This is a genomic window from Pontibacter flavimaris (genome assembly GCF_001907195.1).
Classification (GTDB): domain Bacteria; phylum Bacteroidota; class Bacteroidia; order Cytophagales; family Hymenobacteraceae; genus Pontibacter; species Pontibacter flavimaris.
The window spans coordinates 336,581-361,031 of the sequence record NZ_LVWA01000004.1 but is presented as its reverse complement, the minus strand read 5'-3'; the positions used below and the strand labels follow the sequence as shown (position 1 = coordinate 361,031).

The window sequence follows — 24,451 nt, the reverse complement described above, 5'->3', positions numbered from 1 at the left end:
ATTTTATACTTCTGAGTATGCTAAAGACGAAGAACCTATTACCGCTGATGCTCTGCCTCCTGCTTGGCTATACCGCCCTGGGGCAGGTGGGCACCGGGCCGGGCCGCTACTTTATACAGCTGCAGGACGGCCAGATTTACTATGCCAACAAGCTGCAGTATAAGTCGCCCATCTTCAAATCCAACCACTTCCTCCTCGACGATTCCCTGAAGGTTAACCCGAGCATGGTGAACGTGTTCCAGAGCGAGGACGGCTTTTTTGCGCGCGTGGAGTCCGGCAGCAACTACAATGCCTTTGCCAAGCGCCTCACCGACGGCCCCCGCATCGATAAGTTCTACACCACCCGCACCTACTACGACGGCGGCTACGGCTACTCTCCGTACGGGTATGGGTACAGCGGCTATGGCATGCCGCGCACTAGCCGCAAGCGCATTTACTTTTTCTCCAAGGACAATGGCCCGCTGTACGTGATGAACTTCGACAACCTGGAGACCGCCCTGGCCGACAACGCCTCCAGCATGACGCTGCTGCAGCGCCACAAGCGCGACAAGCTGATCAACACGGGGGTGTCTATCGTAGGGGTTGGCTTGCTGGCCGTGGGTGCCGTGAAGTCCATCAACAACTCGCAGGAGGTAAACGGCAACACCAACCTGAAGATAAACCCGCTGATGTACGCCGGCGCCGGCGTGCTGGGCGTGCAACTGGTGGTAAACCTGTTTCAGAAAGACAAGCTGACGCAGGCCATGGAAGTCTACAACTATCAGCTACAGCAATAGCATAAAAAAAGCCGGGGCCCACAGCTCCGGCTTTTTTACGCCTCCAGCCCCAGCCCCTGCCGCACCTTCTTCGGCAGCTTGCCAGCCACCAACGCATACGACGCCCGCACGCGCTGCTCCCACTCCTGCGGCGCCAGCCGGCCTATATCGTCCAGCGCCACCCATTTATACCTGGCCAGGTAGGGCGCGGGGCTAAAGCCAGGACGGCTGCTCATTTCCTCAAACTCCTCTGCGGCTACTTTAAACGATGCCGAAACCGGGGCCTTATCCAGCCCTACCACCAGGAACATCTTGTCGGCCACGCAAAAGCACAGGTCGTGCTCCCATTTTATACTTTCGGTTACGCCGGGCAGCTGCCGGCACAGTTGCTGCAGGTCTTCAATCATCATAGGCTTGCTTTTCATACATGTGGCCGGCAATTTATACTTTTAGGCGGTATGGTTGGGGTGATTTTCGTAGATTTGGCCGGGGCACCTTCCATACTTTAACCAGACACCCCCTGCCTATGGAAAACCTACTACTGCTGCATGGCGCCCTGGGCGCTGCCACTATGCTGCAGCCGCTAAAGCAGGCGCTGCAGCATACTTACCGGGTTCATACCTTGGATTTCTCGGGCCACGGGGGCAAGCCGCTGCCGCGGGAGCCGTTCACGATGCAGCTGTTTGTGCAGGATATACTTGATTTCCTGGAGCAGCAGCAGCTGGAAAGCACGCATGTGTTCGGTTATAGCATGGGCGGCTACGCAGCCCTGAGCCTTGCCCTGCACCACCCACAGCGCATCCGCAGCATTTATACGCTGGCCACCAAATTTGCCTGGTCGGTGGAGGCGGCGGAGCGGGAGACAAAGCTACTGAACCCGGAGCGGGTGGAGGAGAAGGTGCCGGCCTTTGCCGCTGCACTGGCCCAGCGCCACGCCCCGCAGGACTGGAAGCAGGTGATGCAGCAAACCGCAGGTATGATGCGCCAGCTCGGCCAAAGCCCCATCCTTACCCCCGACACACTGCCCCAGCTGCAGCTACCCGTGCAGGTGGCCGTCGGCGACCGCGATAACATGGTAACGGTGGAGGAGACGCTGTGGGCCTACCGGCTGCTGCCAAACGCGCGCCTGCAGGTGCTGCCCAACACCCGCCACCCGCTCGAAACGCTCCCGCTGCAGGATTTAAGCCAACACATCGGGCAATTCATCAGCCAGGTTGACCGTTAACCCAACAGCTAAAGAGTAGATTATGCTTCCTTTTTTACCCGCATCACCCCTTTCCATACTTTCCAGAGCCGCTAAGAGCGCCCTGGCTGCCGCCGCAATGGCCATTTGCCTGAGTTCCTGCGCCCCCACTGCCCCCAGCTTCGGGGAGAAAGGCTATACCGAGCGAGGCAAGGCCTCTTACTACGGGCGCAAGTTCCAGGGGCGCAAAATGGCCAATGGCGAGCGCTACAAACGCAGTAAGCTAACCGCGGCGCACAGAAAGCTTCCCTTCGGCACCCAGGTAGAGGTTACCAACCTGCAAAACAACAAATCGGTGCGGGTGGAGATTACAGATCGCGGCCCCTTTGTCCGTGGCCGCATCGTGGACCTTTCGGAGGCTGCGGCGAAGCGCGTGGGCATGATCAAAAAAGGCGTGGTGCCCGTTCGATTGGAGGTTGTAAGGCCAACCAGAAGCAAATAAACAGGGTGCCGCCGCGCTATTTTTAACCTACACGGCCTCAACCATATACGTTCACCCTGTATTATATGATTTTCTCTAAATCACTGCCGCAGGCTCTTGGCTTTTATTTGTTTTATGTATAAGTTTGTGCATGACTAAAACTTGGGGAAAAGTGCGTGATCTATTGCCCATGGTAGCTATCCTGCTGCTGTGCATGGTTATCATGCCTACCACCCAAGCTTACGCGGAAACCAGCAACGGCACCTCTGCTGCCGCCGCACAGCAGGTGATGCAGGACGCTGCCGCCCCCCAGACGGTTACCGCGCAGGGCACCACCCCCGATAAGGAGAAGCCTAAGGCGACCACCACTAAACCCCGTGAGCGCTCCGTTCTGGATGCCGAGGTTCTGGAAAGCCCGCTGGCTTATTTCCGCGATGCCTTTTCCTCAGAAGGAGAGGAGTCTGACACAGCCACGGGATCTAACGCAGTAGTGGTTACCCTAAAGGCCCTTATCGCTACGCTGCTTTCTACTGTTATTTAACCTTGCTCTTTCTTACCACTTTATACTTCTCCTTAGCGTATAGCAGGCTTAGGTTGCTTTTCTGTGTACTTTAGCCGGCACGACTTCTTTTATACTTTTGCGGTTATACTTGCGGGCTACCCTCCGATTCTCAACTTTACGAACCTATGGGCTTCATCCCAGCCATGAAAACACTCCCGAAGGGGCAGGGCCAGTTTTTTATCATCCTGAAATGACTTGGTTGCGGGTAGCGGCGGCTTAAGCTCCCGGGGTAGGGTTATATCCTAGCCAGGCGCTTAGTTTTTCGGGGCAGCAAGTATAAACCGATGCGCCTGCACACTCTTTCCTCCGGTAGTTTAAGTTAAGGGCAGAAGACGAAATTTATACTTCGCTTTAAACCTTTGCCCTAGCCCACAGTCTATCCCCTTGAGAAGACTATTACAATTTGTGCAGCAGAGATGCTGCATGTGTTTTAAGGTGAGTTTGGCCGGGCTTATACCCCGGCCATTCTTTTTATACCTGCTTCCGCCTATACAAAATCACTCAGCAGGGCCAGCACAAGCCCCAGCAGCGTGGCAACAAGCTTGTTCCGGTTAAAATGATGGTCAGGGCTGGTCTCGAAGAGGATGGTGGTGGAGATGTGCAGGAAGTTACCGGCCACCAAACCCGTCAGCGCCGTGAAGAGCAGCCCATTAGGCGCCGCCTCCGACAGCACCGTGTTGCTCACGATAATGCCCAGCGGCGAGCCTACCGCAAAGATCAGCAACCACAGAAAAGCCTTCCGGAAGTTCTCCAGCCGCGACATCAACACCGACATTAGCGCAAATGCCGCTGGTATATGGTGCAGCGCGATGCCCAGCAGCACGATATAAAAGTTGTCGGACGCATGGGCATGCCCCCCTGCGTGGCTGTGCGCGTGGCCCTGGTCGACCAGGATGCTTCCCTCCAGGAAAGAGTGCACAAACAGAGAGCCCAGCAACAGGAACGGCATCGTGTCGGTGCGGCCATGGTGGTGATGGATGTGCCCGTGCTCCACGCCATGCGAGAACAGCTCCAGCACCAGCTGCAGAAAGAAGCCAGCCAGCACCCAATAACCTACCTGGTAGGAGCTCTCGTGGCTGTTCAGCAGCACATCAGGCAGGAGGTGAATAATGGTGATGGTGAACAGGTAAGCCCCGCTAAAGGCCAGCGCCATCTTCAGCCACTTAATATTGGTAGGAGGGAAAACCTTTACCAAAAAGCCGGAGAGCACTACCGTAAAGAAAAGCGCGAGTATAGCTATGATCATGCAGAGCCGTTATTTTTTTAGCACAAATATCATCCGGTCGCTGGTGGCCTGGTTGTATGGGTTTAGCGCATAGTCCCCGAAGGTATCAACCAGGCGCAGCTGCGCCATGCCGAAGTACTCCAGGAAGTCCTCCTGCCGTAGCGCCCGCACGCGCTCCACAAAGCTGTGCTCCTTGCCATCGCTGTGGAAGCGGATATTTTTCACAATAAAGCCATTCTCTACGCCGCGCGTTATTTTAAAGTTTATTCCCTCCACCTGCTTCTCCTCCTCGGCCACCAACTCGTCGATCACCTGATCGGTATTCATGAAGTCGATCACCAGCTTGCCGCCATGCTTCAGGCTCTCGGCAGTGGCACGAAGCGCCACTACATTCTCCGTCTCGTTGTCGAAGTAGCCAAAGCTGGTGAACAGGTTCAGGATAAAGTCGAAGTAGCCGGGCCTGAATACCTCGCGCATGTCATGGCGCTCAAAGCGCAGACGCTCGCTCTCATACTTTTTGGCGTGGTTTATACTTCGCTCCGAGAGGTCGATGCCGGTCACGTCAAAGCCCTTCTGGCTCAGGTAGCGCGAGTGGCGCCCCTTTCCACAGGCCAGATCCAATATCCTGTCATTCGGCTTGGGGTGCAGGTAAGCCAGCAGCCTGTCCATAAAGTGCTGCGCTTCCTGCATATCGCGGTGCTGGTAAAGGATGTGGTAGTACGGCGAGTCGAACCAGGTACTAAACCATGATGCTGCGTCCTGTTGTGCTGCCATGTGAGGGGGCTAAAAGCAATAGTGTTGCAAATATAGAAGAAATAAACCTAACCCCGGTATAAGGGCTGGATAATTACCGAGAGGCAAAAAAAAGGCCTGCCGCTGCTGATGTAACAGCAGCGGCAGGCCTTGTACTGCGGCTTTCTATCGCTTTACAGCGCCTGCCTCAGAGTTTATCTCTGCTTTCTCTTTCACGCTGTCGCCAGGCTGTATGGAGTTGGCACCCGCGTCATGATTGGGCATCACCTGCTCCGCCTTCACCTCATCCTCCACGCCTTCGCCAAAAGTACCGGCATCAGAAACGTTATAGGTCTTACGTGTTCCCGGCTCTACCGTATCTATTGACACCTTTTCCTCCGGTCTCAGGTCTGATGGTGCTCCGCAGGAAGCCATGAACATACCGCATGCGGCGGCAAATACTGCTGTTACGTTCTTATTCATTTTTGTACGTTTTTATACTTTCCCTTTAAAAGCCTAGCCCGCAACTGGTGCGGCAAAGCTTTAATTGTTAATATTTTACGTTAAAGCGCCCGAGACGGGTTATACCGCCGTGTTAAGCGATCAGGCTTTTGCGGCGCAGGTAGCTCTCCATCAGCTTCAGGTCGTTGGGGCTGTTAAAGATACGGAACGGCATGAAGATGAACACCGGTACCTGGAAGGTACGAGCCACCCAGCCTTTCCAGCCGCCGGGCAGTTGCTCCTTTGATGGCGGCTGCAGCCACAGCATGTAGCCGTTGTCTTTCTTCTGCGCCCGCCCGATCATGTCCCAGGTCAGGGCCATGCCCTCGCGCTCGTTGCGCCTGAGCAGGATCTGGCGCGGGTCTACCTCGTACGTCAGTTTCTCGAACAGCGGGCTGCCCTGCTCCACCTGCGTCACGCTCATTACCTGCGCCGAGCGCAGCAGCACGAACAGCAGCGTTACGATAACAGCGCCGGCCACCCACCACCACGAAAAGCTGAAAACAGCCGGCAGCAGGAACAGCACCAGCGGAATAAGCGCCTGCCACCAGCTTTTGCGCCACACCTGGCCCAGGGCCATGCGGGTATAGTCATTCTTGTCTAGCTGGTACTTCTTGGTACGGATCGCGAGCGGGTTCGCCCCCTGCGCCATCCGCCGACCTCTTTGGTTTGGTTGCTGCATAAATAGTATAAGTATAAAATCTCTGTCTTCCTCTTTCCCAGCCCCTCCGGCCAGGCCTGCAGAGCAAGTGTCAAGTATAAAATCCCCCTTCAATAGAGGGCAACGCATTCTTAAAAAGCCTTCAGGCTCAGGTCGATGCTTCTGTTGGAGTGCGTCAGCGCGCCCACCGAGATGAAGTCCACGCCGCACTCGGCCACGGCCCGGATGGTTTCCTCCGTGATCCCGCCCGAGGCCTCCACCTCATACTTCCCGCCGATCATGGCCACGGCCTCCCGCATCACCTCCGTGCTCATGTTGTCGAGCATGATGCGGTGGATACCGCCCGTCTCCAGCGCCTCCCGCACTTCCTGCAGGTTGCGTGTCTCTATCTCAATTTTCAGGTCCTTACCTTTCTCCTGCAGGTACTTTTGCGTGGCGGTGATGGCTTCGCGCACGCCGCCGGCATAATCCACGTGGTTGTCCTTCAGCATGATCATGTCGTACAGGCCAAAGCGGTGGTTGTGGCCGCCGCCTATTACCACAGCCCATTTCTCCATAAGGCGGAAGTTAGGCGTTGTTTTGCGGGTATCCAACAGTTTGGCGCCGGTGCCCGCAATCAGGCCTGCCATATAATTGGTATATGTGGCGATACCGCTCATGCGCTGCATGCAGTTAAGCACCAGGCGCTCGGCGGTAAGTATACTTTGGGCCTTCCCCTTCACGGTAAAGGCCACGTCGCCATACTTCATCCGGTCACCGTCATGCATCAGCACGTCCAGCTGCAGCTCCGGGTCCACGGCCTTAAAGATATAGCCCGCCAGCTCTACGCCGGCCAGTACACCTTCGCCTTTCACCAGCAGGCGCGCCTGGTTCTGCGCGTCGGCAGGAATGGCCGCCAGCGAGGAGTGATCTCCGTCGCCTACGTCCTCGGCCAGCGCCGCGGCGATGAACGCGTTTATACTTTTTTCGGTCAGGTATGTCGGTTTCACGGTGCAAAAATAAAAAAAGGCCCGGTATAAACCCGAGCCTTTGTAAAAATCTCATTAGTATTGTCTTAATCTTTTATAAAGTTCATCGAATGGATGAGGTATTTCCCTCCGGAGGACTTCATCCGGATCAGCACCGTATAGGAACCACCCTTGGAGGCATAGGTACCGATGGCGTATAGCTGGCCTTTGTCGGAGGTGCCGTTGTGGTTCACGCTAAAATCTACCGGCGCGTTTTTGGAGAAGAAGTTCTTCATCACGAACTCTGCCTGCGTGCTGCTGTAGCTGGTCGCCTCCGCGCCGTCAAGGGTAATTTCCACCATGCTGCCAAAGCTCCTGGAAAGATCCTTGGCCGAGCCGGCCTTCATCGCCTGCTTCACAGAATTCATCGCATCGCCCTGCGCCACAGCCGGCCCTGCCGTCAGTAAAACGGCCACTAATAACATCGAGAAGGCAACTGCAAAGTGTTTAAAGTTTTTCATAAATGCTGTTTGTAATACTCGCTCTCTCATGAGCCAAAACTATGCCAAGTAATGAGGGAGATTCCGGGTCTCTAATATAACACGATTATACCTATAAAGAAAGAACCCGCGCCCCGCCACACGTATACTTTTATAGCTGCCAGGCAGAGCATTAGCTCCCTGCGCGCCGCAAGGACAGCCCAATTAGCGCCTGCAGCTTTAAAGATTATAGTTATATTTGCGCCATGGATAAGAAGGTACTCTTAGTGATTCTAGACGGGTGGGGAATTGCCACCGATGTGGCGGTTTCGGCCATTAATAAAGCCAGCACTCCTTTTATTGATTCTATTTTCGACAAATACCCCACCACCACCCTGCAGGCTTCCGGCGAGGCCGTTGGATTACCGGAGGGGCAGATGGGCAACTCCGAGGTAGGGCACATGAACATTGGCGCCGGCCGCGTGGTGTACCAGGACCTGGTGCGCATCAACAAAGCCATTGCCGAGCGCAAGCTGGCGGCCATGCCGGCGCTTGCCAACGCTTTCTCCTATGCCAAAGAAAACAAGCGGCCTGTCCACCTTATCGGGCTTGTGTCTGATGGCGGCGTGCACTCGCACATAGACCACCTGAAGGCGCTTTGCACCGTGGCTTACGACCAGGAACTGCACGAAGTATACATCCATGCCTTTACCGATGGCCGCGACACCGACCCGAAGGGCGGCGTCAAGTATATTAACGAGTTGGAGGAGCACCTGGAGAACACCACCGGCACCATCGCCTCGATTGTGGGCCGCTACTACGCCATGGACCGCGACAACCGCTGGGAGCGCGTAAAGCTGGCCTACGACCTGATGGTGAAAGGGGAGGGCGAGCCGTCGCAGAACCTGATCAAATCCATGCTCGATTCTTATAACGCCGGTGTTACGGATGAGTTCATCAAGCCGATCGTGAAGGTGAACGACCGCCAGGAGCCCATTGCCACGATCAAGAACGGCGACGTGGTGATCTGCTTCAACTTCCGCACTGACCGCGGCCGCGAGATTACCCAGGCCCTGACGCAGCGCGACTTCCCGGAGCAGGACATGCATAAGCTGGACCTGCACTACGTGATGATGACCAACTACGACGACAGCTTCCTGAACACAGAGGCCATCTTCGAGAAGGACAACCTGAACAACACACTGGGCGAGGTGCTGTCCAAGGCCGGCAAAAAGCAGATCCGCATTGCTGAGACGGAGAAGTACCCGCACGTTACCTTCTTCTTCTCAGGGGGCCGCGAAACGCAGTTCGAGGGCGAAAGCCGCCTGATGTGCCCTTCCCCTAAAGTGGCCACCTACGACCTGATGCCGGAAATGAGCGCATATGACATCCGCGACGCCATTGTGCCGGAATTGGAGAAGAAAAGTGCCGACTTTATCTGCCTGAATTTCGCTAACCCGGACATGGTGGGCCACACCGGCGTGTTTGAGGCCGCCGTTAAGGCATGCGAGGTGGTAGACGAATGCGCGGCAAAGGTGATCACTACGGCCCTGGAGAACGGCTACGACACCATCGTGGTCGCCGACCACGGCAACGCGGATATGATGATTAACCCGGATGGCACGCCCAACACGGCCCACACCACCAACCTGGTGCCGTTCGTGCTGGTGAGCGGTGATTTTAAAGGCACGCTGCACCCGGGCAAGCTGGGTGATATCGCCCCCACCATTCTGGAGCTGATGCACCTGCAGAAGCCGGAGGAAATGACCGGCGAAACATTGATAAACCACTAACCCTACCGCCGTGGCCAAGTATAAACCGCTCTTATGGATGGGCCTTTTACTGGCCACTGTTGCCTGTGAACGTCCTGTCCCGCCTGTTACCAACGAGGTGGGACAGGACGCTTTTAACCTGACGACCTACCTGCACGAGCAACGGCAGAAGCTGGAGACGGAACAGCCCATGGTGTTGAAATCCGTGGCGGCGCAGGGTCGGGAGCCGGAGGTGGTGGAGACGCCGGACATTGACTGGGAGGATGAGCTGGCTATATTTGAGCAGGCCGACCTGAGCCGCCCCGCGCTGCAGGAGTTCTATACCCGCCGGGAGCAGGTGCTGGAGGATGGCGCTGTAGCTGTGGAGTTCACCAAGCTGGAGGATGCCTCTACCTTGGTGCACTACCTGCGCCTCATCATGGCACCCGACGGCAGGCTGAAGCAGCTTAACGCGCGCCTGCAGGACGAGAACATCATCTTTTTCTCAAACCGCGTCATAGAGCTCAGCACCGATTCCCGAACCGGCGACATCTCTAGCTACCAGGTGGAGGGCGTGCAGAAAATGATCTTCGGGGACACGCTGCGCTACGAGGTGAAGGCCAACCTCTAGCGGGTGCTCACAAAAGCCTTTTCCCTTTCCTGATTTTCCTTATCTTGCATGGCTACAGGCACATGGGCTGCCCGTAAAACCTGCTAACCCTTTACCTCATGCGTACGCTTGCCCTTTCGGCCGTTCTTTGCCTTGGCGTAGCCTTCCCCGGCCTTGCCCAGCATCTAACGGGTAACCGCAGCTGCGCCACCAACAGCTACGCGGAGGCCATGCGGGCACAGCATCCATCGCTGGGAAAGCAGCAGCAGCGGGTGCAGCAGGCCGTGCAGCAGAAACTACAGGAGCAGCGCCAGTGGCAGCACCTGCGCGCCGCGACCACCATCACCATCCCGGTGGTGTTTCATGTACTGTACAGTGAGGAGGCACAGAACATTTCGGACGAGCAGATCCTGTCGCAGCTGGCGGTGCTGAATGCCGACTTCAGGAGGCGCAACGCGGATGCCGCGAACACCCCTTCCTACTTTTCGCCCTACGCCGCCGACACCCGCATCGAGTTCTGCCTGGCCATTACCGACCCCAACGGCGACCCGACCACCGGCATCACCCGCACCCAAACCTACCGCACCGAGTTCGACTATGCGTATGATTTCATCAAGAAACCGGAGAACGGCGGTGCGAACGCCTGGGACACCAACCGCTACCTCAACATCTGGGTAGGAAACGTGAAAGACAACGTGCTGGGCTATGCCTCCATGCCGGGTACCACCTTGCCGCACCTGGACGGCGTGGTGCTGCATTACACGGCCGTGGGGGCCGCGCCGGCTAACAAGTTCGGCACGGAGTATAATATGGGTCGCACCGCCACGCATGAGGTGGGGCACTGGCTCGGGCTGAGCCACATCTGGGGCGATGACGCGGCCAGTTGCTCTGACTCCGACGGCATCAGCGACACCCCTAACCAGGAGTACTATTCCACAGACTGCGAAGGCGGCATACGGGTTTCCTGCGACAACGGCCCCTACGGCGACATGTACCAGAACTACATGGATTACAGCGCTGATGCCTGCATGAACCTGTTCACCCACGGCCAGGCCGCCTACATGAACGCCGTTGTCAGTACCAGCCGCAGCCGGCTGCTGTCCTCGCTGGCCTGCTCCGCTGCCATCCGCTCCGACTTCGGAATGGCGCTGGAGGCCGACAGCCTGGTGGTGGCCGGGGAAAGCATACAGTTTGCCGCTGCCCCTGAGGGAGTGCGGGCAACGGAGTGGCTCTGGGAGTTTGAGGGAGGCGTGCCGGCCACTTCCACGCAGGAGAGTCCTACTGTTACCTACCCGCAACCTGGGAAGTATAACGTGAAGCTGACGGTGCGCAACGGCAGCACCAGCGATACGGAAGTGAAGGAGGATTTCGTGCACGTAACGGTAAGCGACCTGACGGTTTACCCGAATCCTGCCTCTGATTATATATACATCGAGCAGCCCGCGCGCATAGTGGTGCGGCACTTAGAGCTGGTCAACAGTGTGGGCAAGACCGTGCTCACCGCCGAGACCCGCCACCGTGCCCTGCAACTGGATGTGCAGCACCTGCCACCCGGCGTATACTTCCTCCGCTTAACCAGCACCAACGGTACCGAGATCAGGAGGATAAGTATAGTGCGGTAGGAGTTAGTTATTAGCTGTTCGTTATTAGATGTCAGGTAAAGAGATCAAAAGTATGGCTCTATATCCCGCTAACTTTCCCAATCTTTCATGGTGCAAGTCTTCAGACTTGTATCCTACAATGGCGTCGGGTTTGCAACCCGGCTGGCTCGCAGAGCCATACTTATACTTTGGCTATACTTCCAGGCTTATCCTGGCGCAAGCGTCCGCTTGTGCCTTTTTATACTTTAGCCATACTTTCCCTGCCGCTGCTTCCTGCAACTTGACACAAGCTATCCTTACTAGCTACCGCTGATCCTGTAGTTCCCACAAACCTACTGTTGCATCTCATACTTTGGTGCTCTCAAGCCCGAGAGGGCTCGTCCTTTGGCATCGCGCTGTGTACATTTCCTTTGCTTGACCTGCGGTCTCCGCAATTTCGCTAAAGCGAAACCGGAAATCTACAAGGCGCTCAGCCCAAGGACTGGGATCAGATTCGATAGCTGCGGCTTTAGCTTTGCCACAAGTATAAGTATGAGAAGTACAGGTGGTTTTATACTCTATCGCTTGGAAAATAGTCCTTCGTCCAGAATTTCCGATTGTTCCCCTCCGGGTAGCAGGGCAATCGCACCTTGGTTTTTTAGTTGCTATTTACTGGTTGCTGGGGGAATATCTCAAAGTATAAACCGCGCATCACAGTCCATCTTTATACATGCTCAACACTCTACTAACCGCTAACGAACAACCAGTAACTATTCGCCCTGCAGCGTGACAACCACCGTGCGTTTGGAGGCATTGTCGCGGTGCTCGCAGAGGTAGACGCCCTGCCAGGTGCCCAGGTTAAACGCGCCGTTGCGAATAGGTATGGTAACGGAGGTGCCAAGTATGGCCGCTTTCAGGTGAGCCGGCATGTCATCGGCGCCCTCTAAGGTATGGCGGTAGTAAGGCTGGTTCTCGGGCACCATGTGATTGAAGTGGCGCTCGAAGTCCTGCCGCACGGTAGAGTCGGCGTTTTCGTTGATCGTTAAACTGGCCGAAGTATGCTTGATGAAGATGTGCGCCAGGCCCACGTTTATACTTTCAAGCTCAGGCAGGTGCGCCTCCAGCAGATCCGTTATCAAATGAAACCCGCGCTTAACGGCCGGCAGCCTTATCTCTTTCTGAAACCACATAAAGTATAATTTTGAATGAGTGGATGTGTGAATGAGTGAATGATTTTTTGAGGGATCAGAGCAGCCACTTTATACTTTATGAATGGCTACACCCTGCATGTGCAAGTATAAGTATAGGGTTAAGATTACCAGCAACTCTCATTCACGCACCCACTCATTCAGCATTAACTTTAATCTAACGTACGTTCATACGCGCCTGCGTCCGGATGGGTGCTGCTGCGGGTGGTCCCTTTCATGTCCTGGCGTATGGCTGGCAGAGCTTTGGCCGCGCCGCTGGCAGGGGAGAGGGTGTCGAGGCTGAAATCATACTTGGCAGGTGCCTTAAACTTCGGATCGGTGTTCAGGATATTGCTTCCGGAGAACTGTGCTTTGTGCCTTTCGGTGCGCAGCAGGTTGTTGGCCACCTCCGTGGCGGCAGTGGCCGGCTCTACCAGCACCTCGTCCGCTGTGCTGTAGCCATCCGAATACACAATGGAGTTCACCATCCGCAGCGAAGTGGGCTGGTCCACAATCTCCGTTTCAGGTATAAAATCGACTACGGCAAGCAGGGGTGTTTCGCGCTGCAGCGGGTTTTGGTAGCTGACAATGGTCGAGTAGAGCAACTCATACTTGCCGCCGCCCAACCCGCCGAAGCCGTACTGTCCGCAGTTATAGATGAGCGTGTTCACCAGCCGCACTTCCGAGGTAAAGGCCACCACGCCGCCCAATTGGGCATGCGCCACGATGCTCCCCTCCAGCAGCGTGCCGGCCTTGCCCGGGTTGCCGATGCGCAGGCCGTAGACGGTGTTCTTCACATCCGCATACTTTATACTATTGCCCCCACTGGTGGCCAGGATCCGAATGCCTTCCCACTGGCCGGGCGCAGTGTGGTACTCCTCCTCGCGGCGGAAGCCACGGAAGATTACCCTTTCCTGCGGCGTACCCTGCACCTGCAGCTGCCCCGCCACCAGCAGCACCGACTTGTTGTAGCCGTAAATGCGCGCTCCCTTCTCAATGGTAAGTACGGCCCCCTCGGGCACCAGCACCGAATCCAGCAGCACGTGCGGCTTATCGGCAGGCCAGGTGGCGGTGCCGATGCTGCCTTTGCGGTGGAAGTAGGCGTTCTGCCCGTAGGCCACCAGCTTTACCTGCTGCTGCTGCCCGTTGGTGGTGAAAAGGATGGAGTCGGCCGCCAGGAACGGCTGGTTCTGGTCTGTAGGGTTGATGTTGGCCTTTACGAGCACGTACAGGCTGTCGCCGCCGCGCAGCTCCAGGTTATTTGCCAGCGGCGCCTGCACCCCGTTAATAGTGAGCTGGTAAGGGGAGGAAGCAGCACCCGCCAGCGTGATCTCGCTGATGCGCACGGCCTTCTCATGGCGGTTGTATACTTTCAGACGCTTGGTAACGCTGCCACGGCTCACGAAAACGGTATCAAACAGCACCGTGTCTGCCGAGAAAGCCAGCAGCGCCCCCGGGTCGGTGGTAGTCACCTCCTCCCTGGGCTCACAGCCGAATACCGACAGCAGCAGCAACAGGGGCAGTATGGCGAGCAGGAGCTTCACGTTTCGTTGTTCGTTAATCGTTGTCCGTTATTGGATGTTCAAAGTATAACTGTTGCAAACTCGGAAATTATCATACTGCCAAGTCCTCCGTTATACAATTTAACTGCTCAACAATGTAGCAATTAAAAAAAGAAAAAGGATGCAGCGCCGCTATACTTGCTCACTACATCCCTTCAGCTTATACTTTTATACTTTCTTATTCGGCGGTGGCGCCTTCTTTCAGTCTTTCGGCGTTCTCGGCAATACGAAGCTCCTCTACAAAGTCCTCTATGCCACCATCCATTACGTTGGGCAGGTTATACACGGTGTAGCCGATGCGGTGATCGGTTACGCGGCCCTGCGGGTAGTTGTAGGTACGGATCTTATCAGAGCGATCGCCGCTGCCCACCATGCTCTTGCGCTGGGCGCCTTCCGCTTCCTGCTTCTTGGCCAGCTCAATCTCGTAGAGGCGTGAGCGAAGTACAGCCAGGGCTTTATCAAAATTCTTCAGCTGCGATTTCTGGTCCTGGCACTGGGCCACGATACCAGTTGGGATGTGCGTCAGGCGCACGGCAGAGTAAGTTGTGTTTACGGACTGACCGCCCGGACCTGATGACATGAAGAGGTCTTTGCGCACATCGTTCATATCGATCTCCACGTCCAGTTCTTCCACCTCCGGCAGCACCACCACAGAGGCCACGGAAGTATGGATACGGCCCTGAGTCTCGGTGGCCGGAACGCGCTGCACGCGGTGCACCCCCGACTCAAACTTCAGCTTGCCATACACATCCTCGCCAGACATGTTCACGATGATCTCTTTATAACCGCCGGAAGTACCCTCGGTGGCATCGATCATCTCAACACGCCAGCCCATGCGCTCTGCAAAGCGGATGTACATGCGGTACAGGTCGCCGGCAAAGATGGAGGCCTCGTCGCCGCCCGCACCCGCGCGGATCTCCATGATGATGTCCTTGCTGTCGTTCGGGTCTTTCGGGATCAGCAGCTCCTTCAGGGTGTCCTCCATGGCCTCGCGCTGCGGCAGCAGCTCGTCCAACTCCTCCTTGGCCATCTGCCTGAAATCCTCGTCCTTCTCCGTGGCAATCACCTGCTTGGCATTGTCGATGTTGCTCAGGATGTTGAGGTACTTCTTATATTCAACTACTATCTTGTCAAGGTCCTTATACTCTTTGTTCAGCGCCTTGAATTTCTTCATGTCGCTGGCCACATCCGGCTGGATAAGCAACTGGCTTACCTCCTCAAAACGCTGATTGATGGCTTCTAACTTATCTAACATCGTACTTTCCTGGTTTTAGGCTGCAAAGATACAAAATTGGGCCGTAGGTTTTATTATCCTCCGTTACCGCTTTAAGTATAATTTTATCGCCATACTATACTCTAAGCTATAACTTTAAAGCCGCGGGTATAGTTTCAGGAGGAAGGGGAGGATGCGCGGGGAAACAACGTTATAGCCTCTGTCTATAAACGGATAAATTAAATCTATCTAAACTATTGCCATACTTCCGGCCGAAACATTTACTTTTGACATTGGTTATAAAGGGATAGAACCATTTTACGTAACTCAAAAAAGAAGCAATATGGCTGTTATAGTAGCAACTGACAACGATTTTAACGAAGTACTGAACGCAAACCAGAAAGTGGTGGTGAAATACTACGCCGACTGGTGTGGCAGCTGCCGCCTGTTCTCGCCTAAGTTCAAGCGTATGTCCGACGACGAGGCATTTGCCAACGTGGCTTTTGTGGATGTGAACGCCGAGACCAGCCCGGAAGCGCGCAAGCTGGCCAACGTGAACAACCTGCCCACTTTCGCCATCTTTAAAAATGGCCAGCTGGTAGACTCTGTGGCTGCCAGCAAGGAGGAAGCCGTTCGTGAACTGATCCATAAACTAGACGCCTAACCATACCATGAAGATACCTGCGATAAAGAAACTGGTTGAGAACCATAACCTGGACGAGTTGATGGCCGCGGAGGCCGCGATTGTGGACGAGCAGCAGCCCGCCATTGAGGTGGGGGGCGACGATGAGGGCGAGCAGCTGACGCACGTGCTGGCCGCCGTCTGGATTCTGAACGACATGGAGGACAACGGCACCGACTTTAAAACCGCCCTGCGCTCCTACACGCAGAAGGTGCGCGTTTCCATCAGCTAAGGGCAAATTACTATAGCTTAAAAGCGCTGCGGCCAACGTATAAAATCTTGGCCGCAGCGCTTTTTACGTTGTGATGGCTTCCTAAATATTGTTCTTCGAGAAGTATTCCTCTGCCAACCGGCTGCCTTTGTCGGTGCAGAGGCCGCGTACATAGTATAGGTAGATGCTCCGGAAAACCTCGCCCATGTCGTAGCGGTCTGGCGGGAAAACGTGCGGGTTGATGATGAGGTTAAACTGCTCCAGGATGATCTTGGTAACCAGCTGCAGGTTGATGTCCTTGCGGAAGTATCCCTGCACCACTCCTTTGTTTAGCACCCCGAAATTCAGGTCGTGGTTATAGGAGTTGAGGTGGTCCAGGCACAACTGCCATACCTGCGGGTGGTACTGCTGCATGTCGTAGATATAGGCCGGGCTGATTGCCTGCAGCTCCTTGATGCCGTGCAGCAGCAACAGGATGATCTCCTCCACCGGGTTCCTGGCACTTTGCAACAGCTCCTGGTCGCGCTGCTCGCCCAGGTACAGGTCGTGTTGCACCACCTGCCGCACCATGTCGGCTTTGCCGGAGAACAGGGCGTTGTAGTCGCTCTGCTGTATCCCCAGGCGCTCCATTAGCTCCTCTTCCGTATGGCGCTCTATCCCCTCACTCTTGAACACCTGTACTAGCTGGCCTAAAATCGTTTCTGGTATACCCATGTATGTAAAAATACCCTATCCCGCAGCAATAGCATAGCCTGTTTTCTGATGACCTTTTCTTTTGGTAAAGGTGTCTTTAACACAGGTTACCCTTTTCCAAAGGTACATATTTTTTTTTCTATCATGGGAAACAGAAAATTACAGCAGTAAGAAAATACCCATAAAAAAGAGCAGCTGCACCAGGTACACGAAAGGGGCCAGCCGGTTTTTCTTGTAGATGGCTGCCCGCTGGAAGTATACCTGCAGCCCCAGCGCCACCAAAAACCAGCCTACGAAGTTGCTCAGCGGTATCTGCCCGCCCTGCCAGTCCCAGAAGTCGAAGCGCATGGCCACCGGCTCAATAAAAAAATCAAGCAGCAGCATGAGCAGCGTGCCTAGCAGGGCTTTTGCCCACCACGGCAGCCGCGTGTAGTTGCTGATGTGCCCGGTGCTGTAGACCAGCATCAGCCAGTTCAGACCAATCAGCAGGGGCACCTCCCATACTTTAAGGCCCATCGCCGCACCGTACGTATATTCCCCGAACAGCAGGCCGGTGTGCACGCCCAGCACCTCCGAGAAGAAGCCCACGGCCCACACCACCACGGCAAAAAGTATAAATGCGGCGTTCCAGCGGCGGTGGAAGGCAAAGAGCAGCGTGTTGGTGAGCAGCAGGTTCATGGGCGTGAGGTTCTGGAAATACGTCGGCCTCCCGCTGAACAGCAGCCCCCAGAACCCCACCGCATGAAAAATGACAAGTATAGCCACAGCAAGCGGCAACGCATACTTTTTATACTTGGCGGCAACGGGTGCTGTTGTAGGTGCAGTCGTGGTGTCAGGCATGGGGTTGATGTGGTTTAGCAGGTGAGGGGGCAACGGCAGGCACCAACTCGCCCACGATCTTGGCAGAGAGCAGGCACAACGGAATGCCGCCGCCGGGATGCACACTGCCGCCGCAAAAGTATAATCCTTTTAGTTTGGAGCTGAAGTTAGGGTGGCGCAGGAAGGCAGCCATGCGGTTGTTGGAGCTGCTGCCGTACAAGGCCCCGCCAAACGAGGAGGTGCGGCTTTCGATCAGCAGTGGGTCCAGCACCTGCTCCTGCTCTATCAGCGATTCTATATTGGTGCCCAGCATTTTGCTCAGTTTCTGCAGCACCGCCTGCCGGGTGTCTGTGGTTAGCTGCTGCCAGTCCTGCCCCTGGTTATGGGGCACATTCACCATCACAAACCAGTTCTCGCCGCCGGCAGGCGCATCCTGCGGGTCGGCTTTGGAGGTGATGTTGAGGTACACGGTAGGGTCGGGGCTAACGGTTTTATACTTGAAGATGTGCTCGAACTCGGCTTTATAGTCCTGGCTGAAGAAGATGTTGTGCACGTGCAGCTGCTCAAACTCCTTTTTAATGCCCCAGTAGAAGATGAGCGCCGAGCTGGAGCGTGGCTGTTGCAGCGTTTGCTCCGGCGCTTTCTGGTGGGGCAGGAGCCGGCGGTACGTGGGCACCACATCCATGTTGCTCACCACCACATCGGCTTTATACGTTGCATGGCTGGTTTCTACGCCGGTTATACGTTTACCTGAGGTTAAGATCTGTTTTACGGGTTCGTTATACTTGAATGCTACCCCTAGTTCCTCCGCCAGCTTCACCAGGCTCGCGGCTATACTATACATGCCCCCCCCCGGGTAAAAGGCGCCGATGTTGTGCTCCAGGTGCGGGATGATGTTGAGCGTGCCGGGCGCCTGGTACGGGTCGGAGCCGTTGTAGGTGGCAAACCTGTCGAGCAACTGCACAAAGCGCGAGTCGGAGAACTGGCGGGTATTTTCCTGATGCATGGTGGTGGTCAGGCCGAGGTCGGAGAGGCAGCCAAGCGCCTTCAGCACGTCGGGGCTCAGGTAGGTATCGAGTCGGTGCAGCGACTTCTGCAGGAACGTGCCGGCGGTGCCCCGGTAGAGGCGCGCGCTTTTCTGCAGCGCCTCCCGCACCGCCTGCCCTGGCACCCCCAGTTGCCGCTCGGCCTCCCCTGCAAACTTATCGGCGTCGGCCCAGGCTTTTACGTGGCTGCCGTCAGGCCAGAAGTAGTGCGTGATCGGGTCGAGGCGGCTGTAGCGGAAGTAGTCGGAGGGGGTGCGGCCAGCCAGCGTGAACAGCTCATCCACCAGGTGCGGCAGCGTGAACAGCGAGGGACCGGCATCGAACCTATACTTGCCCAGCCAGAACTCCTGCATCTTGCCGCCAAACGTAGGGTTGGCCTCCAGCACCGTGACCCCGTAGCCTTTCACGGCCAGGCGCACGGCTGTGGCAATGCCCCCGATTCCCGCCCCGATGATGGCTGCCTTCCTCATACTTTGCTATACGGTTTTATACTTTTTGTGCAGTAAACTGATGGGGTGGGGGAAAGGTTTTTATACTTTCCCGAACTCCCGCTGGTAAACCGGCTTCCGCATCCCGAATTGCACCTTGATGAGCGGGTAGAGCAGCAAATCCAGCGGTTTGAAGCCGGTGCTGTAGGTGATGATGTCGTGGATCACGGCGCCGCTGCCGTTTTTGGAAACCAGGTGCTTGTGGTGCCATACTTTTAGCGGCGGCGGCAGTTCCTGGCCCTGGTCTACAAAGTACGCCTCGGTTTCGGTTATACTTCTCTCGGTGATCAGGCTGGTCCAGCGGAAGGATTTGATGCCTGTCTGCAGCTCCACCTCCACCACATCGCCGGGCTCGGAGCCATCGAAGCGCAGCAGCTTTAGCTTAGGGTAAGTCGGCGACAGCTTCCAGAACAGCTGCTCATCAAAGGCATTAAAGACCTGCAGGTAATTCTGGCTGACGTAGGTGCTGAGGTGGAGCTGCATGGGTTAATTGTTGAATTGTTAAATTGCTGGCTTTTGCAGTGCCAGGTCAAACCACCCCTCCCTCCTTAACCAAGGAGGAGAGTTTTCTTACTTACTACTTAAAACCTCCCCCGGACATTAAAGTTATACTTCCGGCAATAAAATGGCCGCTACATGTATACTTGCAGCGGCCATTTTATACTTTATACTTTCTGCTGAACAACAAACTAACCATTCAGCCATCCAACAACTTAGCTTAACAGGTTGTCGATGTCCTCTTTGGTGAGGCTCTTGATCACAGTCTCGTCGGTACTGATGAGGTCGGTAACGAGCCGGATCTTGCGGTTCTGCAGTGCCAGTATCTTCTCCTCCACGGTATCCTTGGTGATGAACTTATAGGTGAACACCGTGTTCTGCTGCCCGATGCGGTGCGCACGGTCTATGGCCTGCGCCTCCACGGCGGGGTTCCACCAGGGGTCAAGTATAAACACGTAGTCGGCGGCGGTCAGGTTCAGGCCCACGCCGCCGGCCTTCAGCGAGATCAGGAACACCTGTATGCTCTCATCCTGTTGGAAGCGCTCCACCTGCTCGTGGCGGTTCTTGGTGTTGCCGTCCAGGTACGTATACTTTATCTCCCGCTTGTCCAGAGACCTTTTGATGATCTCCAAATGCTTCACAAACTGGCTGAATATTAACACCTTGTGCCCCTTGCTCACCACATCGGTAGTCTTATGGACCACCTCCTTCAGCTTGCCGGAGCTGCCTTCGTAGCCCGGGTCCGTCATCAGGGGGTGGTTGGCGATCTGGCGCAGCTTGGTGAGGCCCTGCAGGAGCATGAACTGGGTGTTGCCCGGCCCGTTCTCCTCCAGGTTCGTTAGGATCTTGTTGCGGTAGTAGGACTTTGTTTCCTCGTAGGCGTGCTCCTGCTCCTCCGTCATCTTGCAGAAGGTGGTGTTCTCTATCTTCTCAGGCAGCTCCTTGGCCACCTGCGACTTGTGCCTGCGAAGTATGAACGGCTTGATGAGCGCGTGCAGGCGGCGCGTTTTCTGCTCGTCCTTCTCCTTCTCGATCGGCTTGAGGAACTCGTTGCGGAAGAAATGCTGGGAGCCCAGCAGCCCCGGGTTTATGAACGACATCTGCGCCCACAGGTCCATGGTGCTGTTCTCCACAGGCGTGCCCGTAAGTATGAGCCGGTGCCGCGACTTGAGCTCCCGGACCGAGCGCGAGGTGTTGGAGTCGGGGTTTTTAATGGCCTGCGACTCATCCAGTATGATATAATCGAAATAATACGTTTTAAGCAGCTCCGCGTCCAGGCGCACGATGCCGTAGGAGGTCAGGACCACGTCGTACTCCGAGAAAAGCTCTACGTTCTTCTCGCGGTAGGTGCCGGTGTAGTTGAGGATGCGCAGGCTCGGCGTGAACTTCTGGGCCTCGTTCATCCAGTTGTACACCAGCGAGGTGGGCATCACCAGCAGCGTCGCGCTTTCGGCCCCATTCTCCTTGCGGTGCTGCAGCATGGCCAGCGTCTGCACGGTTTTGCCCAGGCCCATGTCGTCGGCCAGGCAGCCGCCGAACTTATAGTTCTGCACAAAGTGGAGCCAGTTGTAGCCAGCCTTCTGGTAAGGGCGCAGCTCGCCCCTGAAGCCGGCCGGCATGGGCTGATCCTCTATCGTTTCGAACCCGCGCAGCTTCTCCAGCCTGCGGCTCATGGTTACGGTGGCCAGGTTGCCATTCTGCAAATCGTTTACCAACGCCATGTGGTGCCTGCGCAGCGTCAGGTGCTCCTCGCCCTCGGCAAAGGCAAACAGTTCTATGTACTGCGTAAACCACTCCTCCGGGATAATGGCCACCTGCCCGTTGGGAAGTATAAACTCGCTGTTCCGGGTGAGGATGTTGTTTTTGAGCCTGATAAACGGGACCTCAAACTCGCCGAAGCGCACGGTACCATAAATGTCAAACCAGTCGTTTTTCTCCGTGATGCCTACATCCAGCGTAATATCGCCGATAAAGTAGTTCTTCCCGTCCCGTTGGCTCTGCTGCACGGTGAAGCCTATCTCCTCCAGCCCCTGCAGGTTGCTGTTCAGCCACGAGAACGCCTCGCTCTTCTCCAGCACCGCGTGGCCGTTCTTTACCTCCAGGGAGCGTTTGCCCAGTTCCTTCAGAAACTTCTTCTCGGTGCTCACATCCCGTATCAGTTTATGGAAAACGTAGGAGTCCGGGGTTTTCTCCATGCTCACGCTGATGCGCTTGGCCTCACGCGTCTCCACCATGTAATCGCCATACTTGAACGAGAGGTCGAAGAGGATCCGGCCCTTCTCCTGGGCTGCGGCCTCGTCCCTGCCGGCCACGGTGGCGGGCGCCTCGGTGGCGGCTATCTCCGAGAAGGTAAGGTATGGGCTGGGCACATACTTCTCGTCCCGGATATCAAAGCCTTTGGCGTGTACGTCGAACTGCTCCACCAGCGGGGCCACAAACTTGCTGTAGTAGTTCTCTTCCACCGAGCGGGGCACCACAATGAACTTCTTGTTGAGGAAGGGCTGCAGCTTCTTGCCGTCCACGTTCTTCTCAAAGCTGTATACCTGGTCATTCAGCAGCAGCCAGGCAGGCGTGTGGCAGATCAGGGTTGCATTCTTATACTGAAACTCGAGCTTCTGTCCGGCATACTTCACCGTCGGGAAATAGTGGGTATTGTCGGCATTGCGCCTGAAATGAAACAGCACCGTGGCCCGCTCCGGGGCGATGTGTATCTGCCGCCAGGTAGGGTCCCCGTCCTTGCCCATAATGAAGGTCGTTTTGCCGTTGCGCAGCAGCTCCAGTATCTTGCCCATCTGGGTTTGCATGTGCCTGCTGATGGCCTCCTGCAGCGCCTTGTCGCCCCTCTCGGGGTCATATACCTTCAGGAAGAAATCGGCGGCGGAGAGCTTCTTCTTCGGCGAGAACTTCCTCAGTACAGCGTCCTGCTGTATCTGGTCCATCATGGCGATGAGCTTAAAGTCATCCGCGTCAAGGCGGGCCCTGAACTCGTCGGCGTTCTTTGCCGAGATGTTCTGGTGCTGCAGGGTGAGTTGCCCTTTGGAGTTTACCTGTACCACATACGACTCAAACAGGTAACCCAGGTATTCGTGCTCGAAGAGCGAATAGACTACCTGAAAAGGCTGCGTGGTATAAACATTCATGCCGAAGACATTTTTGGACTTCAAATTTAGCCAAAAAACCGCTCATTTCCTATCAGAAACAGGTGGTTTGGCTTGTACTTTGGTAAGACCGGCTAAATTTTATGCAGAAACAGGCACGCGCCTCGGATGTTTCCGAAATACAGGAATTGTACTGTGGGAGGGAGGGGAGCTAAATGTTATCGGTAACAGACATGGCCGCGGCCTTATTGGCCGGACGGATGGATACCAGCAGCGTGATGACGATGATCGCCAGGCCGGTAAAGACAAAGTCCGCCACCTCCATCTTAACCGGGTACGCCTCCACCACCGAGGTGGCCATGCCCATACTTACCAGCCCGAACGTTTGCTGCAGGTTGCCGATCAGCATGCCGATGGTAAGGCCGTAAGCAGCCCCGATAAAGGCCACCAGCGCCCCCTCCAGCAGGAAAATGTTACGGATGGTTTTGGCCGTGGCACCCATGGAGGCAAGTATGGCAATGTCCTTCTTCTTGTCGATGACGAGCATGGAGAGGGAGAAGAAGATGTTGAGGGAGGCGATGCCAAGTATAAATGCAAAGGTGATGAAGACAAACAGCTTCTCCACCTTCACGGCGCGCAGCAGGCTGGTGTGCTGCTCATCCGAGTTCTGCACCTTAAAGCCCTCGCCCAGCAGCTGCTGCAACTCGCGCTTCACCTGATCTATTTGGGTGCCCTCGGCCACCTTTATCTCCAGGGCGGTGCGGCGACGGCCATAATCCAACAGTTCTTCGGCGAAGTTGAGGGGCACAAACACGTAGGCATCGTCGTACTGGCGCTCGATGGCGAAAATGCCCCCCGGCAGAATGTTGAGGCTGTTGAAGGAGCCCTCCGGGTTAAGCGGGTTGAACTTGACATTGCGCGGGTAGAGGAACTGCATCGGCACAAACTGGTTGCCCGGCCGGATAGAGAGTTGGTACTGCACGCCGCGGCCCACCAGGGCGCGGTAGGTCTTGTTAAAGTATAGATCGCTGGAGCCCTCCACCACCGAGGCGCCGATCTCGTTCTGCTCAAAGAAGTTCTCGCTCACGCCCTTCACCTTCACCACCATCTGGCGCTCGTTGTAGCGCAGCAGGGCATTGTCCTCTATCACCTCCGACACCACGGCCACTCCCGGCGTGTTGCGGATGCGGTTCATGAACTCCGTGTCCGTCTCAAAGGATTTGCCTTCTGCGGCCGTAACCTTCAGGTCCGGGTCAAAGCTGGAGTAGATCTCCCGGATCAGGTCCTCCAGGCCGTTGAACACCGACAGCACGATAATGAGCGCCGCCGAACCCACAGCCACCCCAATCATGGCAATATTGGAGATAATACTGATGATGTTCCTCTTCTTCCTGGAGAAAAAATATCGCTTCGCTATGAGAAAAGGTACGTTCATGTATTTCGTTATTCGTTGATCGTTACTAGTTATCCGAGACCAACAATTAAGC

25 protein-coding genes are annotated in these 24,451 nt (G+C 55.8%); 9 read left to right on the top strand and 16 right to left on the bottom strand.

Annotated elements, in window-relative coordinates; translation table 11 throughout:
- The first annotated feature begins 17 nt into the window (after positions 1–17).
- Positions 18–776 (top strand): hypothetical protein, encoded by a 759-nt coding sequence (locus A3841_RS06545; RefSeq protein WP_073851507.1) that lies wholly within the window; start codon positions 18–20, stop codon positions 774–776.
- A 35-nt stretch (positions 777–811) separates the two neighbouring features.
- Here A3841_RS06545 and A3841_RS06540 read toward each other — a convergent pair whose 3' ends face one another.
- Complete coding sequence (locus A3841_RS06540; RefSeq protein WP_073851873.1) at positions 812–1,165, bottom strand: MmcQ/YjbR family DNA-binding protein; 354 nt, start codon at positions 1,163–1,165, stop codon at positions 812–814.
- Between the two features lie 116 nt (positions 1,166–1,281).
- Here A3841_RS06540 and A3841_RS06535 point away from each other — a divergent pair, with 116 nt between their 5' ends.
- The 3 genes from A3841_RS06535 to A3841_RS06525 all read left to right on the top strand — a co-directional run bounded on the left by A3841_RS06535 (position 1,282) and on the right by A3841_RS06525 (position 2,960).
- Positions 1,282–1,980: an alpha/beta fold hydrolase gene (locus A3841_RS06535; protein ID WP_073851506.1), complete on the top strand. Its 699-nt coding sequence runs from the start codon at positions 1,282–1,284 to the stop codon at positions 1,978–1,980.
- A 22-nt stretch (positions 1,981–2,002) separates the two neighbouring features.
- Positions 2,003–2,440: a septal ring lytic transglycosylase RlpA family protein gene (locus A3841_RS06530; protein ID WP_083610236.1), complete on the top strand. Its 438-nt coding sequence runs from the start codon at positions 2,003–2,005 to the stop codon at positions 2,438–2,440.
- A gap of 130 nt (positions 2,441–2,570) precedes the next feature.
- Positions 2,571–2,960: a hypothetical protein gene (locus A3841_RS06525; protein ID WP_139307903.1), complete on the top strand. Its 390-nt coding sequence runs from the start codon at positions 2,571–2,573 to the stop codon at positions 2,958–2,960.
- A gap of 508 nt (positions 2,961–3,468) precedes the next feature.
- On the opposite strand, the gene A3841_RS06520 is transcribed toward A3841_RS06525, so the two are convergent.
- The 6 genes from A3841_RS06520 to A3841_RS06495 all read right to left on the bottom strand — a co-directional run bounded on the left by A3841_RS06520 (position 3,469) and on the right by A3841_RS06495 (position 7,568).
- Positions 3,469–4,227 (bottom strand): ZIP family metal transporter, encoded by a 759-nt coding sequence (locus A3841_RS06520; RefSeq protein ID WP_073851503.1) that lies wholly within the window; start codon positions 4,225–4,227, stop codon positions 3,469–3,471.
- Positions 4,228–4,236: 9 nt separating this feature from the next.
- Positions 4,237–4,980: an SAM-dependent methyltransferase gene (locus tag A3841_RS06515; RefSeq protein WP_073851502.1), complete on the bottom strand. Its 744-nt coding sequence runs from the start codon at positions 4,978–4,980 to the stop codon at positions 4,237–4,239.
- A gap of 144 nt (positions 4,981–5,124) precedes the next feature.
- Positions 5,125–5,421, bottom strand: a complete 297-nt coding sequence (locus A3841_RS06510) for a hypothetical protein (RefSeq protein WP_073851501.1) — start codon at positions 5,419–5,421, stop codon at positions 5,125–5,127.
- A gap of 112 nt (positions 5,422–5,533) precedes the next feature.
- The gene (locus A3841_RS06505) at positions 5,534–6,121 is read right to left on the bottom strand and encodes a hypothetical protein (RefSeq protein WP_235861308.1); all 588 of its coding nucleotides are present in this window, start codon (positions 6,119–6,121) and stop codon (positions 5,534–5,536) included.
- Positions 6,122–6,231: 110 nt separating this feature from the next.
- Positions 6,232–7,089 carry a carboxylating nicotinate-nucleotide diphosphorylase gene (gene nadC, locus A3841_RS06500; protein ID WP_073851499.1) on the bottom strand — a complete coding sequence of 286 codons (858 nt, stop codon included), beginning with the start codon at positions 7,087–7,089 and terminating at the stop codon, positions 6,232–6,234.
- 65 nt (positions 7,090–7,154) lie between these two features.
- Positions 7,155–7,568 (bottom strand): DUF4783 domain-containing protein, encoded by a 414-nt coding sequence (locus A3841_RS06495; RefSeq protein ID WP_073851498.1) that lies wholly within the window; start codon positions 7,566–7,568, stop codon positions 7,155–7,157.
- 224 nt (positions 7,569–7,792) lie between these two features.
- Between A3841_RS06495 and gpmI the strand changes: the two genes are divergently transcribed.
- The 3 genes from gpmI to A3841_RS06480 all read left to right on the top strand — a co-directional run bounded on the left by gpmI (position 7,793) and on the right by A3841_RS06480 (position 11,509).
- The gene (gene gpmI, locus A3841_RS06490; protein ID WP_073851497.1) at positions 7,793–9,319 is read left to right on the top strand and encodes a 2,3-bisphosphoglycerate-independent phosphoglycerate mutase; all 1,527 of its coding nucleotides are present in this window, start codon (positions 7,793–7,795) and stop codon (positions 9,317–9,319) included.
- Positions 9,320–9,329: 10 nt separating this feature from the next.
- Positions 9,330–9,908, top strand: a complete 579-nt coding sequence (locus tag A3841_RS06485) for a hypothetical protein (RefSeq protein ID WP_139307902.1) — start codon at positions 9,330–9,332, stop codon at positions 9,906–9,908.
- Positions 9,909–10,006: 98 nt separating this feature from the next.
- Positions 10,007–11,509: a M43 family zinc metalloprotease gene (locus A3841_RS06480; RefSeq protein ID WP_073851495.1), complete on the top strand. Its 1,503-nt coding sequence runs from the start codon at positions 10,007–10,009 to the stop codon at positions 11,507–11,509.
- A 728-nt stretch (positions 11,510–12,237) separates the two neighbouring features.
- Here A3841_RS06480 and A3841_RS06475 read toward each other — a convergent pair.
- The 3 genes from A3841_RS06475 to prfA all read right to left on the bottom strand — a co-directional run bounded on the left by A3841_RS06475 (position 12,238) and on the right by prfA (position 15,471).
- Complete coding sequence (locus A3841_RS06475; RefSeq protein WP_073851494.1) at positions 12,238–12,657, bottom strand: secondary thiamine-phosphate synthase enzyme YjbQ; 420 nt, start codon at positions 12,655–12,657, stop codon at positions 12,238–12,240.
- A 170-nt stretch (positions 12,658–12,827) separates the two neighbouring features.
- Positions 12,828–14,198, bottom strand: a complete 1,371-nt coding sequence (locus A3841_RS06470; RefSeq protein ID WP_073851493.1) for a hypothetical protein — start codon at positions 14,196–14,198, stop codon at positions 12,828–12,830.
- Positions 14,199–14,394: 196 nt separating this feature from the next.
- Positions 14,395–15,471, bottom strand: coding sequence for a peptide chain release factor 1 (gene prfA, locus A3841_RS06465; RefSeq protein ID WP_073851492.1), 1,077 nt, complete (start codon positions 15,469–15,471; stop codon positions 14,395–14,397).
- Positions 15,472–15,772: 301 nt separating this feature from the next.
- Between prfA and A3841_RS06460 the strand changes: the two genes are divergently transcribed.
- Positions 15,773–16,093, top strand: a complete 321-nt coding sequence (locus A3841_RS06460; protein WP_073851491.1) for a thioredoxin domain-containing protein — start codon at positions 15,773–15,775, stop codon at positions 16,091–16,093.
- Between the two features lie 7 nt (positions 16,094–16,100).
- Entirely contained in the window at positions 16,101–16,343 is a 243-nt protein-coding gene (locus tag A3841_RS06455) for a DUF6952 family protein (RefSeq protein WP_073851490.1), read from the top strand.
- An 81-nt stretch (positions 16,344–16,424) separates the two neighbouring features.
- On the opposite strand, the gene A3841_RS06450 is transcribed toward A3841_RS06455, so the two are convergent.
- From A3841_RS06450 to A3841_RS06425, 6 genes are all read right to left on the bottom strand, one after another.
- Complete coding sequence (locus A3841_RS06450) at positions 16,425–17,036, bottom strand: hypothetical protein (RefSeq protein WP_073851489.1); 612 nt, start codon at positions 17,034–17,036, stop codon at positions 16,425–16,427.
- A 138-nt stretch (positions 17,037–17,174) separates the two neighbouring features.
- Entirely contained in the window at positions 17,175–17,855 is a 681-nt protein-coding gene (locus tag A3841_RS06445; protein ID WP_073851488.1) for a carotenoid biosynthesis protein, read from the bottom strand.
- A complete protein-coding gene (gene crtD / locus A3841_RS06440; protein WP_073851487.1) occupies positions 17,848–19,350 on the bottom strand; it encodes a 1-hydroxycarotenoid 3,4-desaturase CrtD in 1,503 nt (500 codons plus the stop codon). The genes A3841_RS06445 and crtD overlap by 8 nt, the downstream gene beginning before the upstream one ends.
- A 60-nt stretch (positions 19,351–19,410) precedes the next feature.
- Positions 19,411–19,851 (bottom strand): SRPBCC family protein, encoded by a 441-nt coding sequence (locus A3841_RS06435; protein WP_073851486.1) that lies wholly within the window; start codon positions 19,849–19,851, stop codon positions 19,411–19,413.
- A 230-nt stretch (positions 19,852–20,081) separates the two neighbouring features.
- Entirely contained in the window at positions 20,082–23,006 is a 2,925-nt protein-coding gene (locus A3841_RS06430; protein ID WP_073851485.1) for a DEAD/DEAH box helicase, read from the bottom strand.
- 169 nt (positions 23,007–23,175) lie between these two features.
- Positions 23,176–24,399, bottom strand: a complete 1,224-nt coding sequence (locus A3841_RS06425) for an ABC transporter permease (RefSeq protein WP_073851484.1) — start codon at positions 24,397–24,399, stop codon at positions 23,176–23,178.
- Positions 24,400–24,451: the final 52 nt, after the last annotated feature.

Coding starts and splice junctions, on each gene's coding strand:
- A3841_RS06545 (WP_073851507.1), top strand. CDS start 18: ATGCTAAAGACGAAGAACCTATTACCGCTGATGCTCTGCCTCCTGCTT.
- A3841_RS06540 (WP_073851873.1), bottom strand. CDS start 1,165: ATGATGATTGAAGACCTGCAGCAACTGTGCCGGCAGCTGCCCGGCGTA.
- A3841_RS06535 (WP_073851506.1), top strand. CDS start 1,282: ATGGAAAACCTACTACTGCTGCATGGCGCCCTGGGCGCTGCCACTATG.
- A3841_RS06530 (WP_083610236.1), top strand. CDS start 2,003: ATGCTTCCTTTTTTACCCGCATCACCCCTTTCCATACTTTCCAGAGCC.
- A3841_RS06525 (WP_139307903.1), top strand. CDS start 2,571: ATGACTAAAACTTGGGGAAAAGTGCGTGATCTATTGCCCATGGTAGCT.
- A3841_RS06520 (WP_073851503.1), bottom strand. CDS start 4,227: ATGATCATAGCTATACTCGCGCTTTTCTTTACGGTAGTGCTCTCCGGC.
- A3841_RS06515 (WP_073851502.1), bottom strand. CDS start 4,980: ATGGCAGCACAACAGGACGCAGCATCATGGTTTAGTACCTGGTTCGAC.
- A3841_RS06510 (WP_073851501.1), bottom strand. CDS start 5,421: ATGAATAAGAACGTAACAGCAGTATTTGCCGCCGCATGCGGTATGTTC.
- A3841_RS06505 (WP_235861308.1), bottom strand. CDS start 6,121: ATGCAGCAACCAAACCAAAGAGGTCGGCGGATGGCGCAGGGGGCGAAC.
- A3841_RS06495 (WP_073851498.1), bottom strand. CDS start 7,568: ATGAAAAACTTTAAACACTTTGCAGTTGCCTTCTCGATGTTATTAGTG.
- gpmI (WP_073851497.1), top strand. CDS start 7,793: ATGGATAAGAAGGTACTCTTAGTGATTCTAGACGGGTGGGGAATTGCC.
- A3841_RS06480 (WP_073851495.1), top strand. CDS start 10,007: ATGCGTACGCTTGCCCTTTCGGCCGTTCTTTGCCTTGGCGTAGCCTTC.
- A3841_RS06475 (WP_073851494.1), bottom strand. CDS start 12,657: ATGTGGTTTCAGAAAGAGATAAGGCTGCCGGCCGTTAAGCGCGGGTTT.
- prfA (WP_073851492.1), bottom strand. CDS start 15,471: ATGTTAGATAAGTTAGAAGCCATCAATCAGCGTTTTGAGGAGGTAAGC.
- A3841_RS06460 (WP_073851491.1), top strand. CDS start 15,773: ATGGCTGTTATAGTAGCAACTGACAACGATTTTAACGAAGTACTGAAC.
- A3841_RS06455 (WP_073851490.1), top strand. CDS start 16,101: ATGAAGATACCTGCGATAAAGAAACTGGTTGAGAACCATAACCTGGAC.
- A3841_RS06450 (WP_073851489.1), bottom strand. CDS start 17,036: ATGGGTATACCAGAAACGATTTTAGGCCAGCTAGTACAGGTGTTCAAG.
- A3841_RS06445 (WP_073851488.1), bottom strand. CDS start 17,855: ATGCCTGACACCACGACTGCACCTACAACAGCACCCGTTGCCGCCAAG.
- crtD (WP_073851487.1), bottom strand. CDS start 19,350: ATGAGGAAGGCAGCCATCATCGGGGCGGGAATCGGGGGCATTGCCACA.
- A3841_RS06435 (WP_073851486.1), bottom strand. CDS start 19,851: ATGCAGCTCCACCTCAGCACCTACGTCAGCCAGAATTACCTGCAGGTC.
- A3841_RS06430 (WP_073851485.1), bottom strand. CDS start 23,006: ATGAATGTTTATACCACGCAGCCTTTTCAGGTAGTCTATTCGCTCTTC.
- A3841_RS06425 (WP_073851484.1), bottom strand. CDS start 24,399: ATGAACGTACCTTTTCTCATAGCGAAGCGATATTTTTTCTCCAGGAAG.